We start from the raw sequence: 15,002 nt of genomic DNA on the forward strand, positions 1-15,002 counted from the left end.
GTGTCCAGCTCCAGCAACTGTTCGGGCGGATCAAGGGAGAATCCGGCGTGGGCGCCAAGCTACACGGCGATCGTCGAGATCCAGGCTCATACGGCGGCCCACGCCGGCTCTCGACACCTACGCTGCCAGATTTCCATCAGATAAGGCTCGTAGGCGCCATCCATGGCGCCTGCGGTCCTGCGCAACCCCTCCGTCCTCCCCAGACAGTTTCCAGCGGGCGCGGACGCGTCAAACCCCAAGGCGGGAGCAAGGGCAAAAGCAAAAGCAAAAGCAAAAGCCGAAGCTCCTGCTTCGGCTTTTGTTCTTGAACTTGAATTTGAACTTGATCTTTCTTCTCCCGGCTACCCGGCGGGACGAGAAGGCGCTGGAGATGTCTGTAGCGTTGGGGAGCGGGGGCGGCGCAGAACCGCAGGCGCCATGGGCCCGAGGCATGCCTCGGGCGGGTTGGGCAGGACGCCCAACCCCGGTCTTGCCGTGTGCGCAGGATTGCGCACACGAGCAAGGCGCCTACGAGCCCCCATGGATGGGTTAACGGCGTGTTTCGCGCTCCCCCCGCCCCGATCCGCCCCAAGCAGAACCAACCGCAGGCTCTCAAGCCATCCCGGTAGCCAGCCCAAAAAAAGGACGGCGCGTCAGCGCCGTCCCCCGATAGCCCCCCGCGCAGCGGGAAGCACGACTAGAAGCTGGCGCGCACGCCGGCCCGGTACTCGGACGCGTCCTTGTCGAACTGGCCTTCCAGCACCACGCCCCAGGTATCGGTAATGTTCAACTGGCCGCCTGCCACGCCATACCAACGTGCGTCCTGTCCGTCGCCACCGTTCGCGTAACCGCCCTTCAGCCAGCCCTCCAGGTGGTCGGTAAACCGGCCGCGCACACCGACCATGCCCAGCACCTGATTGAACCGCGACGTCTGGCGCGACCGCTCATCGCCAACGCGATAATCCGACTCCGCAGAGCGGTGGTTCCAGGCGAACTCGCTGGTGAAATCCACGCTGTCGCTGATCGGCGCGTGGTAGCCCAGCCCGAGGTACGGGGCATCGACTGTGGTTTTCACCTTCGCAGCGCCGGCGTAGTCGCTGCCGCTGACGCGTGATGCGCCCACGATCACATGGAACTGCGGTGTGACGGCGAACGAACCTCGTACATAGCCGCCATCGCTGGTGAAGTCGCCGGCATTGCCGGCGTCCAGAATCAGTCTGTTCCAGCCACCTTCAACGTAGGTGTAGCTGAGCTCGTCGCTGGCTGTCGCCAGTGCTGGAAGTGCAAGCAACAGGCTGGCTGCCAGCAGCATCTTGCGCATCGTTCAAGTCCTTGTGTCGAGCGAGGGTGCAGGTGGGCGCCGGCACCGCAACGCAGTGCGGGGCCGGGCATTGGGTTTGCAGCGCGGGCGGATCAGAAGCTTGCGCGGACGCCGACGCGGTACTCGGCGAAGTCGTCGTAGAACTGGCCCTCGGCAACCACACCCCAGGTGCGGTTGAAGCTGACCTGGCCACCGAGGGTGCCCGTCCACGTGCCGTCGAAATTGCTGTTGCCGTCGATGTAGCCCGCCTTGAGCCACGCCTCGGTCTTCGCCGACGGCTTGCCGCGTACGCCGAACGTGCCCACGGCCGTGTTGACCGACGTCGTGCTGGAGTAGGTCACCCCATCGGAACGCACTTCGCCCTTGCCGCGGCGGCGGTTCCACGCCAGGTCTGCGGTGAAGTCCACCCGATCGCTCATCGGCATGTGATAACCAATACCCAGGTGGGGCTGGTCAAGCGTGGTCTTCACGCTGGAATAGGCATAACGGGTGGTGTCGGTCACACGCGACCAGCCACCGAACACGTTGACCTGTTCGGCGATGGCGAAGGAGCCACGCACATATCCGCCATCGGCCTTCGGATCGTTGAGTGCACTGGAACTGATCTGCAGCTGGTTCCAGCCCCCCTCCACATAGGTGTAGCTCATGCCGTCGTCGGCGATGGCCGTCAGCGGAGCACCAAGAAGCAACGTGGAGGCCAGGAGAATCTTGCGCATCATGCGTGTCCTTATCGGGTAGCGATCCAGACCGGGACACTCAGGTGGGACCCGGCTGCGACGTCGTGTCGCCGGCCGAGTCTATCCATATTTCACGCCGCGTGAACGGGCTGCGTCCCGAGCACACCGCCCGGTATCGAGCCGTTCAGAAAGATGGTGCGGCCCGTGCCAACGAAAAAGGGGCGCAGTTTTCACTGCGCCCCTTTCTGTTCTGCAACGTCGCCGTAATCAGCCGGCGCGACCGCCGCCGTTGCCGCCCTGGCCGCGGCCACGGCCGCCGCCACCACGACGCTGGCCCTGGCCGGCGCCCGCACCTGCACGCTGCTGGCCATTACCACCGCCTTCGCGACGGCCGCCGCCCGACTTCTTCGGGCCGGCATGCGCGTGGCGCGGCGCATCGCCGTGCGGACGACGGGCGTGGCTCTTGCGTGGGGCGCGTTCACCGGTCTCGTGCTCGGCCTTGCCCGGCGCACTGTTGCCCCAGCGGATCGGCACCTGCAGCTCGAAGCCCGGCACATCGCGGATATCCATGTCGCGGCCCAGCAGACGCGTGATCGCGCGCAGCAGCTTCACTTCATCCTGCGCGACCAGCGAAATCGCCTGGCCAGTGGCGCCGTTGCGGCCGGTGCGGCCAATGCGGTGCACGTAATCTTCGGCCACCATCGGCAGATCGAAGTTGATCACCTTCGGCAGTTCGTTGATGTCGATACCGCGCGCTGCGATATCGGTGGCCACCAGCACGGTCACCCGGCCGGCCTTGAAATCACCCAGCGCACGCAGGCGCTGGCCCTGGCTCTTGTTGCCATGGATCGCCGCAGTCTTGATGCCGGACTTTTCCAGGAACGCAGCCAGCTTGTCGCTGCCGTGCTTGGTACGGGCGAACACCAGGGTCTGCTCGCGGCTGTCCTGCGCCAGCAGGTGCAGCAGCAGGTCGCGCTTGCGGCCGCCGTCGACCGGGTGCACGCGGTGGGTGATGGTTTCGGCCACGGTGTTCTTCGGCGTCACCTGGATCTGTTCCGGGTTGCGCATGAACTCCAGCGCCAGCTGGCGGATGTTGTCCTCGAAGGTGGCCGAGAACAGCAGGGTCTGCCGGTTCTGCTTCGGCAGCTTGGCCAGGATGCGCTTGATGGACGGCAGGAAGCCCATGTCCAGCATGCGGTCGGCTTCGTCCAGCACCAGCAGTTCAATGCCGGACAGGTCGATGCTGCGACGCTCCAGGTGGTCGATCAGGCGGCCCGGGCAGGCCACCAGCAGATCCACGCCACGGCGCAGGATGTCCAGCTGGTTGCCCATGCCCACGCCACCGTAGATGCAGGCGCTGGGAATGCGCAGGTACTTGCTGTAGCCGCGCAGGCTGTCATGCACCTGGGTGGCCAGTTCGCGGGTCGGGGCCAGGATCAGGGCGCGCGGCTTGCGCGGGCCGCTGCGCACTTCCTGCGACGCGGTGCCCAGGTGCTGCAGCAGCGGCAGGCCGAAGGCGGCGGTTTTGCCGGTACCGGTCTGGGCACCGGCCAGCAGGTCGCGACCGGCCAGCGCCAGCGGAATTGCCTGCTGCTGGATCGGGGTCGGGTTTTCGTAGCCCTGCTCGGCAAGCGCACGCAGCAGGAAGGGCGCCAGGCCCAGCGATTCAAAAGACATTGAGTTTGCTCCAAGTACAAGAAACGCCTGACCGATCGGACAGGCGGGGGCAGATCAAACTGATCGGCTGACTCGGAGCGTTCCCGTGAACCGCGCTGCGAGAAGTTGGGTGCAGCCGGCGCGGAGCACAGGCTGGAATGCGTGACGAACGGTGTCGGAGTGGGGGCGGGCGAAGGGGCGGACCCCGGTCGCCGGCGATCCCGAAGGGAAACGGACGGCCGCTGCAGACCCGCCTAGTCTAACCGAAGCCTGAGACCTCACGCAAAAACCCCTGTTCAGGGAAGGGGAGGGGGCAGGCAGGGCTGCGCCCTGCACCCGCTACCGTCAACGTCAACGTCAACGTCAACGTCAACGTCAAAAGCGGGCTATCCGTGGGTTGGCGGGGTGGGTCCGGTTGCGGGGGACGCCGTTAACCCATCCATGGGGGCTTGGCCGCGGCATCCATGCCGCGGACACCCCCGCAACCGGACCCACCCCGCCTTCGACAGTTGGCCGCGAACTGTCGGAACGGCATTCTGCTCTGGTGGGTGTCGACCTTGGTCGACACGGATGAATTCAATCGATATCTGACAGATGTGTCGACCAAGGTCGACACCTACCAACAGCCGCGCGGAACGACAGGCGCAGTTACCAACAGCCGCGTGAACCTGTCGAAGGCGGGGCGGTGTCGGATTGCGGGGTGTCCGCGGCATGGATGCCGCGGCCAAGCCCCCATGGATGGGTTAACGGCGTCCCCGCAATCCGACACCGCCCCGCCATCCCACGGAATGCCCGCTTTTGACGTTGACGTTGCCGTTGCTGTTGCTCCAAGCAGGTGCAGGGCTGCAAGCCCTGCCGAACCCCCTCCTGCGGTAGGGTGAGCCGATGCCGCGCTGCAGCTTGGCTGCACCGTGCATTTGATTACACTTGAAACTTGTTTGCCCACGACTCCGGACACCCACCCATGAAGCTTGGTTCTTTGAAGGAAGGCGGCCGCGACGGCACCCTCATCGTCGTCTCGCGTGACCTGCGCCACGGCGTACGCGCCACCGGCATCGCCGCCACCCTGCAGCAGGCGCTGGAAGACTGGAGCCACGTCGCACCGCGCTTGAACGCCCTGTACGAATCGCTGAACGCCGGCGATGCCGATGGCGTGTTCGACCTGGACCCGCAGGCCCTGGCCGCACCGCTGCCGCGTGCCTATGAATTCGTCGATGGCAGCGCCTACCTGCCGCACGTCGAGCGTGTGCGCCGCGCCCGTGGCGCCGAAGTGCCGGAAAGCTTCTATACCGACCCGCTGATGTACCAGGCCACCAGCGCCGCCTTCTACGGCCCGCGCGATGCCGTGAAGGTGACCAGCGAGGATTACGGCATCGATCTGGAAGCCGAACTGGTGGTGATCACCGACGATGTGCCGATGGCAGTCAGCGCCGAACAGGCCGCCGGTCATATCCAGCTGATCGGCCTGGTGAACGATGTCTCGCTGCGCAACCTGATTCCCGGTGAACTGGCCAAGGGCTTCGGTTTCCTGCAGTCCAAGCCGCGCTCGGCGCTGTCGCCGGTGTTCGTCACCCCCGATGAGCTGGGCGACGCCTGGCAGGACAGCAAGGTGCACCTTCCGCTGCTGACCCACATCAACGGCGCCTGGTTCGGTGCTCCCGAAGCCGGCGTGGACATGCAGTTCAACTTCGCCCAGCTGGTCGCGCATGCGGCCAAGACCCGCCCGCTGGGCGCCGGCGCCATCGTCGGCTCGGGCACCATCGCCAATGAAGACACCAGCAAGGGTGCCTCCTGCTTCGCGGAACAGCGCACCGTGGAAACCCTGCGCGACGGCAAGCCGAGCACGCCGTTCATGTCGTTCGGCGATGTGGTGCGCATTGAAATGCTTGATGCCGCCGGCAACAGCATCTTCGGCGCCATCGAGCAGCGCATCGAACAAGCGGCCAAGCCCTGAGCATGGAGGCGGCGATGGACCTCCTGATTGATGACGGCATCGTGCTGTACACCTACTGGCGATCCAGCGCCGCCTACCGCGTGCGCATCGGCCTGGAACTGAAAGGCCTGGCCTGGGAAGGCCGGCCGGTGCATCTGGTGCGCGACGGTGGCGAGCAGCATGCCGGTGCCTATGCCGCGCTCAACCCGCAGCAACTGGTGCCCAGCCTGCTGCATGACGGCCATACGCTGAACCAGTCGCTGGCGATCCTGGAATACCTGGACGAGCGCTTCCCGCAGGTACCGCTGCTGCCGGCCGACGCCGCCGGTCGTGCACGTGTGCGCGGCCTGGCGCAGCTGGTCGCCTGCGATATCCACCCGATCAACAACCTGCGGGTGATGCAGTACCTGGAGCGCGATCTGCAGGTGCCGGCCGACGCACGCACGCAGTGGACCCTGCACTGGATGGCCGAAGGGCTGGCGGCGATGGAAACGATGCTGGCCAGCAGTGGCGACACCGGCCGCTTCTGCCACGGTGATCGCCCGACCTTGGCGGATCTGTGCCTGATGCCGCAGCTGTACAACGCGCACCGGTTCGGGCTGGACCTGGTGCCGTACCCGACCCTGCGCCGCATCGAGGCCGCCTGCCAGGGCGTGGACGCCTTCGATCGCGCGCGTCCGGAAAACCAGGTTGATGCGGTGAGGTGAGTCATTCAATGGCTGTCTTCAATGGGAAACTTGCAGTCATCGGTGCTGTAGTTGTTGCTGCCGGGGTGGCGATAGGCGCGGCTATGTGGTTCCGAACGGGATCGGCTGAGCCAATTTCGGGCGCCGATGCGGGCTCCGATTCGTTATCCGGCTTAGTCAAAGCAGGGGGGCGGACAATGGAGAGCATTGGAGCAAGCTCCCTTGCTGAAGGGCGGATTGATTCTGTCCAAGTACCCGCGTCGCAGCTTGCGGCCAGTGACCCGCGGCTGGTTGCACTGTCCAAGGCAGAGCTGGCTTGGCTCGAGAAGCATTACTATCCCACTCAGGCGGAACTGGATGCTTTGGATAGGATTGACCTGAAGGAACTTGAGCGATCAGCTGATCCGAAATCGAAGATGCTGTACGGCATTGCTCTCATCCGGCGAGGTCAAGTGCCAGGAGCGATGCCGGCCTTGAAAAATGCCGCCACGCAGGGAGCCTTCTACGCATACGAGGAGGCTGCCGCAGCCGAGTACGCAATGCTTACTAAGAGGGGAATGGATGCTCAGACGGTGCAGGACATGCTGCGAGCGAAGGTCGAAGTCGCCAAAATTCTGGGAGATCACCGGGCGGAGTATCTCCTTGGTAGGAACTTGCCAACCGGATCGGTCGCCAATCCTGCTGCCGTGCAGCAGTACACGACTGAGTTTCTGCGGCAGCTGGGTATGAATGCACAGCTCATGGGCGTGAGTGCGGCCGGTCCAGATCCCCGACCCAATGCGGATCTGTGGAGTGATGTCACAAAGCTGGGGAATTCAGACTCAGCTGACGAACAGATCGACGTCTATAGTCGCAGGTGATCTCACGAGATGAACCCTGACATCCGGTTTTCAGCAAGTCCGGTGTGGGTGGCATCGTTGTTTGAGCAGGCCTCGCAATCAGCAACGATTGCGAGGGCCGCAGCAGCAGTCCAGCCAGACGGTCCTTCGGCCCTGTTTGCGCCGCGCCGCCACGCGGCAACGACGAGGGCAAGCCGTGATACTTGGCCAAGCGTGTGACCCTGGAGTTACCCGCGCGCGTGGCCGGCCTGCGCGTTCACCAGCATCTGCCGCAGGTCCTCGCGGAACAGCCGATAGCCGGCCTCGCGGCGCGCATCATCGCCCTGCCGCAGCACCCACGCCGGGTGCACCGTGGCATAGCCGCGGGTGCCATCGTCCAGCGTGTGCCAGCGCCCGCGATCGCGGGCCAGGCTGAAGTCCCGCCCGAACACGGCCATGGCGGCGGTCGCCCCCAGGCAAACGATCAGCTGCGGCCGCACCCGCGCGATCTCGCCCAGCAGCCAGGGCCGGCAGGCATGCACGTGGCGGCTTTCCGGCCGCTTGTGCAGCCGCACCTTGCCGCGTCGCTCGTGGTGGAAATGCTTCACCGCGTTGGTCAGGTACAGCGTGGCCCGGTCGATGCCCAGCTCGGCCAGCGCACGGTCCAGCAGTTGCCCGGCGGGCCCGGCGAACGGGCGGCCGCTCAGGTCCTCCACATCGCCGGGCTGCTCGCCCACCACCATCACCCGCGCATCGGCCGGGCCCTGGCCGAACACGGTCTGGGTGGCCGGCTCCCACAGCGGGCACTGCTGGCAGGTGCTGGCCTGCGCGCGCAGCGCCGCCAGGCTCCCATCCACGGCTGGGGCCGGCAGCACCCGCGCCGGCACCCGCCGTGCAGGTGCCTGGGCAGGACGGTCGTGCATGTCCTGCACCCGGCCTGCCGCCTCGCGCACCAGGCCCGGCAGCAGCTGCGCCTCGGGCAGGTGCCGCCAGTACTTGGCCGGCATTTCCTGCTGCATCATCCGGGTGTTCAGCCGCGCCGGGTTGAAGATGCTGGCGTAGTAGGTCTGCCACAACGCCTCGCGCGCATCCTCGGCCGGCGCATCTTCGCGCCGGCCACCCGGCCCGAAGCTCAAGGCCTGGCCGTCCCACTGCACGCTGCGGCCGGGGGTCAGGATCGCCCAGCGCATGCCGGCGAAGCGGCGCGCGAAGAACGGTGCCACGCGGTCCACGATGTGGTGCTCCGGTTCGAACCAGGCAATGAACGCGTCCTGTTCGCCGGGCACTTCGCGGAAGCGCACGAAGGCCTTCATCTTGTGCGTGTCGCGGCGCACGGCCTGGGCCATTGCCATGGCCCGCAATACGTCGGCGTCGGTCGGGTTGGACAGCACGGCGCGTTCGCCATGGGTAATCCGCCACAGCAGCCGGTACAGCAAGGCCATGCGTTGTGGCTCGCGGTGGCACAGCACGGTCGCGGCCAGTTCCAGGAAATCGCGCGGTACACCGGGTTGCGCGCCCGGCGCCGGGTTGGGCGCCGCGTCGGGCAGGGCAGGGGCGTCCAGCAGCGAGGCCTCATGGCCCGGCAACCAGTCCAGCTGCGATGGTGGCACCGCAGCCAGCAGCGCCTGCCGCGCGCCATCGCGCCAGGCCTGCAGCGACCACGGCGGGTCCACGCGTAGCGACCAGCGCTGCACGTCAGGCTGCCGGTGGCATGTCGAACAGCGACCCTTGGCGCGGTGGCGGCGCCAGCCGCGCACGCAGCGCGGCCGGATCGTCCAGCGCGCTGCGCGGGTGGTGGTCGGCCAGTTGCACGAACGGCAGCAGCTTGCTCATTGGCGCCTTCAGGCGGGCCACGTCGGCCACCCGCAGCCGACCGTGCCGGCGCGCCATTAGCACCCGCTTCACGTTGCGCACGCCCAGGCCCGGTACGCGCAGCAGCAGTTCCTTCGGCGCACGGTTCAGATCCACCGGAAAACGTTCCGGGTGGCGGATCGCCCAGGCCATCTTCGGGTCGATATCCAGATCCAGCATGCCGTCGCCGCTGTTGTCGGTGATCTCATCCACGCCGTAGCCATAGAAGCGCAGCAGCCAGTCGGCCTGGTACAGGCGGTGTTCGCGCTGCAGCGGCGGTGGCTGCACCGGCAACTGGCGGCTGGCGTCGGGAATGGGGCTGAAGGCCGAGTAGTACACCCGGCGCATGTGGTAGTTGCCGTACAGCCGATCGGCGCTGAGCAGGATCTGCTGGTCGCTGGCCCCGTCGGCACCGACGATCATCTGCGTGCTCTGCCCGGCCGGGGCGAAGCGCGGCGGCCGCGGGCGCCCGCTGCGGGTGGGCGTGGCCGTGGCCGCCACGGCCGGCGGCGCGCGGCGTGCCTCCTTGGCCTCGTCGATGCGCCAGCGCAGTTCGCCCATGGCGCCGCGGATGGTATGGCTGGTCTTTTCCGGGGCCAGCGCGGCCAGCCCGGCATCGGTCGGCAGTTCCACGTTGATCGAAAGGCGATCGGCATGGCGGCCTGCACTGGCCAGCAGTTCCGGCGACGCCTCGGGAATGGTCTTCAGGTGGATGTAACCGGCGAAGCGGTGCTCCTCGCGCAGCTGCCGGGCCACTTCCACCATGCGTTCCATGGTGTAGTCGGCGTTGCGGATGATGCCGCTGGAAAGGAACAGCCCTTCGATGTAGTTGCGCTTGTAGAAATCCAGGGTCAGCGAAACCACTTCTTCCACGCTGAATCTCGCGCGCGGCACGTTGCTGGAGACACGGTTCACGCAGTACGCGCAGTCGTACACGCAGAAGTTGGTCAGCAGGATCTTCAGCAGGGACACGCAGCGGCCATCGGGCGTGTAGCTGTGGCAGATGCCCATCCCCTCGGTGCTGCCAATGCCGCCGGACGTGCGCGAATCGCGTTTGCCGGCGCCACTGGAAGCGCAGGAGGCATCGTATTTGGCGGCATCGGCCAGGATGGCCAGCTTGCGAAGGGTTTCCATGGCCGAAACCTACGCAGGGGCTGTCTCATTCGGTGAGACAGCCCCTTAACCCTTCAGGATTCCCGCCGGCTCAGAACCCGTGGGTGATGCTGGGCTGGGTGGCCGAGGAGAAATCGGCGTAGGGATCGTGCTCGCCACTGCCGCCTTCGGACAGGCGGAACTTCAGCGCCAGACCATCGCGCGAATCGGCCGCACGCAGCGCCTCTTCCTGCTCGATCACGCCGCTCTTGGCCAGCCGGAACAGGCACTGGTCGAAGCTTTCCATGCCTTCTTCCAGCGACGATTCCATCGCCGCCTTGATCTCGTGCACCTGGCCGCGGCGCAGCAAGTCGCGGATCATCGGCGTGTTGATCAGCACCTCGGTGGCCGGCAGGCGGCGTCCGGCCTTGTTCTTCACCAGGCGCTGGCTGATTACCGCCCGCAGGTTCAGCGCCAGGTTCATCAGCACGTTCTTGTGCGCGCTTTCCGGGAAGAAGTTCAGGATGCGCTCGATGGTCTGGTCGGCATTGTTGGAATGCAGGGTGGCCAGGCACAGGTGGCCGGTTTCGGCGAAGGCGATCGCCGCCTCCATCGTTTCCGCATCCAGGATTTCGCCGATCAGGATCACGTCCGGCGCTTCACGCATCGCGTTCTTCAGCGCGTTGTGGAAGGCATGGGTGTCCAGCCCGACCTCGCGCTGGTTGACGATCGACATCTTGTGCTTGTGCAGGTATTCGATCGGGTCCTCGATGGTGAGGATGTGCCCGGTGGTGGTGCTGTTGCGGTGGTCGATCATCGACGCCAGCGAGGTGGACTTGCCCGAGCCGGTGGACCCCACCACCAGCACCAGCCCACGCGGGGTCATGATCACATCCTTCAGCACCTGCGGAAGATTGAGTTCCTCGATGCTGGGAATGCGGCTGCGGATGGCACGGATGACCATGCCCACCTCGCCGCGCTGCTTGAACACGTTGACGCGGAAGCGACCGGCGTCGGGCAGGGCAATGGCCATGTTGAGCTCCAGCTCGCGCTCGAACTGCGGCACCTGGCCTTCGTCCATCAGCGAGTAGGCGATCTTCTTCACCATGCCCGGCGGCAGGCCGGTATTTCCCAGCGGGTACAGCTTGCCTTCGATCTTGATGTACACCGGCGCGCCGGTGGTCAAGAACATGTCCGAGGCGTTCTTTTCGGTCATCAGCTTCAGGAAGTAGCCGATATCCATCGCGAATTTTCCCCAACGAAACCGCCAGCGACCGTTGCAAGCACGGCGTCGGCTTGACGACAATGGCCACGTACCGACAACCGGGCACGGGCCTCCCCAATGAAACGACTTAGCTTCGCACAAATGCGCCAGGGCCTGTATGTGATGGCGTTGGCATTCGCGGTGTCTGCCCCCGTTGGGGCGCAGGAAGCCGCCCTGGAACTGGCCCAAGCCCAGCAGGCCGTAGAAAAGGCCACCCAGGCCGATGCCGACCAATATGCGCCAGACCTGATCGGCCTGGCCCGACAGGGGCTGGAACAGGCCCAGCGCGCCGCCGGCGACCGCCGTGAGCGCAAGAACGCGCCGGCGCTGGCCCTGCGTGCCGCCGCCGACGCCGACCTGGCCCGCGCCCGCAGCGAGGAGGCCACCGCGACCGCCCAGCTGCAGCTGCGCCGCAACGAGGTGAACCAGCTGCAGCGCCAGCTGTCGACCGGGGAGGACCGCCGATGAAGACGCTTTCCACCCTTGCACTGGCCACCGCGCTGGCCCTGCCGGGCCTGGCCCTGGCCGCCGACAACCCCATGGTGGGGCAGTTGACCCAGCGCCTGATGGCGATCCAGGCCAACCCGGACACCGCTGAGCTGGGCGCCTTCGAGCGCATGCAGGCCCAGCAGGCCATCGCTACCCTGGAAAAGGCCAAGCGCCGCGACCAGGAGCTGGCCACCTACCTGGCCGAGCGCCGTGTGGATATCGCCGAAACCAGCGTGCGCGCCGCCCTGGCCGCCCGCGAGGTGGACCACCTGGAGCGCACCCGCAGCGACCTGCTGATCGAAGCCAGCCGCCGCGACGCGGCCCGCGCCCGCCAGGAAGCCGAACAGCTGCGCATGCAGGCGCAGATGCAGGCCGAGGAGTCCGAGCGCCTGCGCCTGGCCGCCGAGGCCGAGACCCTGGCCCGCCAGGACGCCGAAAACGCCCTGACCAGCGTGGCCGGCAAGCAGCAGCAGCGCCTGAGCGCGGCCCAGCAGAACGCGGCCAAGTTGGCCCGCGAAGAGGCCGAGCTGGTGTCCGGGCAGAAGCTGCCGGGCTCGAAGTTCGACGGTCGTGGCGAAGTCTTCACCCTGGGCGGCGACGCTTTTGCCGCCGGTGCGGCCGGCCTGTCCGGCGGGGCGAAGAACCAGGCCAAGGCCCTGGCCGAGTACCTGAACATCGGCAAGAAGGGCCGGGTGCGCATCGAGGCCTACGACAGCGCCACCGGCGTGGGCCAGAAGCGTGCCGAAGCCCTGCGTGACGCGCTGGTGGCGGCCGGTGTCGCAGGCAACCGCATCCAGGTGGCCGGCAAGAAGGCCGCGTCCACCAAAGCCCGCTCGGCCGAGGTCATCGTGGCCCCGTAATTGCTTGAATTTGTTTGTTTTTCGTTGCTTTGAGTATTCAGCCTGAACCCCGCCACGGCGGGGTTCGGTCTTTTTGTCGCAGGGGCTTGAACCCGGCCTGCAGCAAGCGTAGGGTCAATCGTCCGGGACGCAATGCCGCGGACCGGACGATGGGAGGGCCGGGCCGATGCAAGCAGGGCGCGAACCGCAGCAGACCGACGTGCGCAGGCCAGTGCCGCGGGTCGTGGTGCGCACCCATGTGGCCATCTCCCGGCGCTCCTCCATGAACAACGCCCCGTGCCTTGCGGCCGGGGCGTTCGTGTATCTGTCGAAGGAGGTCCATCATGTTTGAAGATCAGCCCCAGAGCGAGATCGACGCCCGTCGCGCGTGTGATCCGGAGTTCCGGGCACTCCATGACCAGCACCGTAAGTTGAACAAGAAGTGCATGGACGCGGAGTTGGGTGTCCTCCCGATCGATGATGTCACCCTGGGTCGAATGAAGCGCGAGAAGCTGCTGGCCAAGCAACGCCTTCTGCGTATGTACGAAACCCCGCTCCCCACGACGTCCCCCACGCACTGACGCACGCGCTCACGCCCGGAACGGCGTGATCCGGCCATCGAAGGCCCGGCCAGGCACGTGACCTGGCCCCGCGGTATCGCCGGAAACGGCGGCCGCGCCAAGGCACCACAGGCGGTGGTGCCTTGGCCCGCAGGCCCCGGCCTGTGGAAAACCCTGCAGCCTGAGTCCACCGATGCGGGCGGTACCGGTCTCCTCGTCGATCCGGGGCCGTCCGCATCCTCCTTTCTTGGCCCGCCTGACCCCGCTTTGGTAGGGGCCAACCTTGGTTGGCCCGCCCTGGTCGCTGTCCAGCCGAGCACGGCTCGGCTCTACAGACACGCACGCATCGCGGTGCCTGACTTTCGGCGCCATCCGTCGGATAATCCATGGTCCGGCCCTGCGCGGCGCGAAACGAAAGTCCCCGAATGCCCATCCATTCTTCCGTCCTCGAACTCATCGGCAAGACCCCGATCATCAAGGCCCAGCGCCTGGATACCGGTGTCTGCGAGCTCTACCTGAAGCTCGAAAGCGCCAACCCGGGCGGATCGATCAAGGACCGCATCGGCCTGTCGATGATCGAGGCCGCTGAAAAGCGCGGCGATCTGAAGCCCGGCGCCACCCTGGTGGAAGGCACCGCCGGCAACACCGGCCTGGGCCTGGCTCTGGTCGCGCAGCAGAAGGGCTACAAGCTCATCTTGGTGGTTCCCGACAAGATGAGCCGGGAAAAGATCTTCAACCTGAAGGCCATGGGCGCCGAAGTGCGCCTGACCCGTTCGGACGTGGCCAAGGGCCACCCGGAGTACTACCAGGATCTGGCCCAGACCATCGCCGAGCAGACCCCCGGCGCCTACTTCATCAACCAGTTCGGCAACCCGGACAACCCGGCCGCGCACGAATTCGGCACCGGCCCGGAAATCCTGGAACAGATGGGCGGTGACCTGGACGCGATCGTGTTCGGTTGCGGCAGCTCGGGCACCATGACCGGCCTGTCGCGCGCCTTCGCCAAGCTGTCGCCGAAGACCGAGCTGGTGCTGGCTGACCCGGTGGGGTCCATCCTTGCCGAGTACATCAACGACGGCAACCTGAACGACAAGTCCGGCAGCTGGCTGGTGGAAGGCATCGGCGAAGACTTCCTGCCCTCGATCTCCGATTTCAGCCGCGTCAAGAAGGCTTATGCCATCACCGACGCCGAGAGCTTCCACACCGCCCGCGAATTGCTGGGCAAGGAAGGCATCCTCGGCGGTTCGTCCACCGGTACCCTGCTGGCCGCGGCGCTGAAGTACTGCAAGGAGCAGACCACGCCGAAGAAGGTGCTGGTGCTGGTCTGCGACACCGGCAACAAGTACCTGTCAAAGATGTACAACGACTACTGGATGCTGGACAACGGCTTCCTGGAGCGCCCGCAGCACGGCGATCTGCGCGATCTGATCCTGCGCCCGTACGGCCAGCGCGACACCGTGGTGATCGGCCCGAACGACCTGCTGACCACCGCCTACCAGCGCATGAAGCTGTACGACGTGTCGCAGCTGCCGGTGATGGACGGCGACCAGCTGGTCGGCATCGTCGATGAAAGCGACGTACTGCTGCACGTCTATGGCGACGAAGCGCGTTTCCGCGACCCGGTGGCTACGGCCATGGTCAGCAAGCTGGACCGTCTGGACGTGAAGTCGCCCATCGAGGCCCTGCTGCCGGTGTTTGATCGCGGCCAGGTGGCGATTGTGATGGACCGCAACGCCTTCCTGGGCCTGATTACCCGCATCGACCTGCTGAAATTCCTGCGCCGCCGCGTGCAGTAAGCGCACGATCGCGCGCGTTCGCTGCTGAATCCCGGTTTATC

13 protein-coding genes are annotated in these 15,002 nt (G+C 66.2%); 7 read left to right on the top strand and 6 right to left on the bottom strand.

What is annotated here, in order from left to right; translation table 11 throughout:
- Nucleotides 1–676: 676 nt before the first annotated feature.
- From C1922_RS02850 to C1922_RS02860, 3 genes are all read right to left on the bottom strand, one after another.
- On the bottom strand, nucleotides 677–1,300 hold the full coding sequence (locus C1922_RS02850) for an outer membrane beta-barrel protein (protein ID WP_108748408.1): 624 nt from the start codon (nucleotides 1,298–1,300) through the stop codon (nucleotides 677–679).
- 92 nt (nucleotides 1,301–1,392) lie between these two features.
- Entirely contained in the window at nucleotides 1,393–2,016 is a 624-nt protein-coding gene (locus tag C1922_RS02855) for a hypothetical protein (RefSeq protein WP_108748409.1), read from the bottom strand.
- 228 nt (nucleotides 2,017–2,244) lie between these two features.
- The gene (locus C1922_RS02860) at nucleotides 2,245–3,654 is read right to left on the bottom strand and encodes a DEAD/DEAH box helicase (protein WP_108748410.1); all 1,410 of its coding nucleotides are present in this window, start codon (nucleotides 3,652–3,654) and stop codon (nucleotides 2,245–2,247) included.
- A gap of 943 nt (nucleotides 3,655–4,597) precedes the next feature.
- On the opposite strand from C1922_RS02860, the gene C1922_RS02865 reads away from it, so the two are divergent.
- The 3 genes from C1922_RS02865 to C1922_RS02875 are packed head-to-tail and all read left to right on the top strand — an operon-like array spanning nucleotide 4,598 to nucleotide 7,112.
- Nucleotides 4,598–5,587 carry a fumarylacetoacetate hydrolase family protein gene (locus C1922_RS02865; protein WP_108748411.1) on the top strand — a complete coding sequence of 330 codons (990 nt, stop codon included), beginning with the start codon at nucleotides 4,598–4,600 and terminating at the stop codon, nucleotides 5,585–5,587.
- 14 nt (nucleotides 5,588–5,601) lie between these two features.
- Nucleotides 5,602–6,273: a maleylacetoacetate isomerase gene (maiA, locus tag C1922_RS02870; protein ID WP_108748412.1), complete on the top strand. Its 672-nt coding sequence runs from the start codon at nucleotides 5,602–5,604 to the stop codon at nucleotides 6,271–6,273.
- A gap of 8 nt (nucleotides 6,274–6,281) precedes the next feature.
- Nucleotides 6,282–7,112: a hypothetical protein gene (locus C1922_RS02875; RefSeq protein ID WP_159091844.1), complete on the top strand. Its 831-nt coding sequence runs from the start codon at nucleotides 6,282–6,284 to the stop codon at nucleotides 7,110–7,112.
- A 206-nt stretch (nucleotides 7,113–7,318) separates the two neighbouring features.
- On the opposite strand, the gene C1922_RS02880 is transcribed toward C1922_RS02875, so the two are convergent.
- The 3 genes from C1922_RS02880 to C1922_RS02890 all read right to left on the bottom strand — a co-directional run bounded on the left by C1922_RS02880 (nucleotide 7,319) and on the right by C1922_RS02890 (nucleotide 11,256).
- A complete protein-coding gene (locus C1922_RS02880) occupies nucleotides 7,319–8,764 on the bottom strand; it encodes a UdgX family uracil-DNA binding protein (protein ID WP_234413454.1) in 1,446 nt (481 codons plus the stop codon).
- Between the two features lies 1 nt (nucleotide 8,765).
- Nucleotides 8,766–10,055: a putative DNA modification/repair radical SAM protein gene (locus tag C1922_RS02885; RefSeq protein WP_108748414.1), complete on the bottom strand. Its 1,290-nt coding sequence runs from the start codon at nucleotides 10,053–10,055 to the stop codon at nucleotides 8,766–8,768.
- A gap of 70 nt (nucleotides 10,056–10,125) precedes the next feature.
- Nucleotides 10,126–11,256 (bottom strand): PilT/PilU family type 4a pilus ATPase, encoded by a 1,131-nt coding sequence (locus tag C1922_RS02890; RefSeq protein WP_108748415.1) that lies wholly within the window; start codon nucleotides 11,254–11,256, stop codon nucleotides 10,126–10,128.
- A 123-nt stretch (nucleotides 11,257–11,379) separates the two neighbouring features.
- Between C1922_RS02890 and C1922_RS02895 the strand changes: the two genes are divergently transcribed.
- The 4 genes from C1922_RS02895 to C1922_RS02910 all read left to right on the top strand — a co-directional run bounded on the left by C1922_RS02895 (nucleotide 11,380) and on the right by C1922_RS02910 (nucleotide 14,961).
- Nucleotides 11,380–11,745: a DUF4398 domain-containing protein gene (locus tag C1922_RS02895; RefSeq protein ID WP_108748416.1), complete on the top strand. Its 366-nt coding sequence runs from the start codon at nucleotides 11,380–11,382 to the stop codon at nucleotides 11,743–11,745.
- Entirely contained in the window at nucleotides 11,742–12,626 is an 885-nt protein-coding gene (locus C1922_RS02900) for an OmpA family protein (RefSeq protein WP_108748417.1), read from the top strand. Before C1922_RS02895 ends, C1922_RS02900 begins: the two co-directional genes overlap by 4 nt.
- Nucleotides 12,627–12,949: 323 nt before the next feature.
- Nucleotides 12,950–13,186 (top strand): YdcH family protein, encoded by a 237-nt coding sequence (locus tag C1922_RS02905; RefSeq protein ID WP_108748418.1) that lies wholly within the window; start codon nucleotides 12,950–12,952, stop codon nucleotides 13,184–13,186.
- Between the two features lie 404 nt (nucleotides 13,187–13,590).
- Nucleotides 13,591–14,961, top strand: coding sequence for a pyridoxal-phosphate dependent enzyme (locus tag C1922_RS02910; protein WP_108748419.1), 1,371 nt, complete (start codon nucleotides 13,591–13,593; stop codon nucleotides 14,959–14,961).
- The last annotated feature ends 41 nt before the right edge of the window (nucleotides 14,962–15,002 follow it).

The sequence above is a fragment of the Stenotrophomonas sp. ZAC14D2_NAIMI4_7 genome, from assembly GCF_003086675.1.
GTDB lineage: Bacteria > Pseudomonadota > Gammaproteobacteria > Xanthomonadales > Xanthomonadaceae > Stenotrophomonas.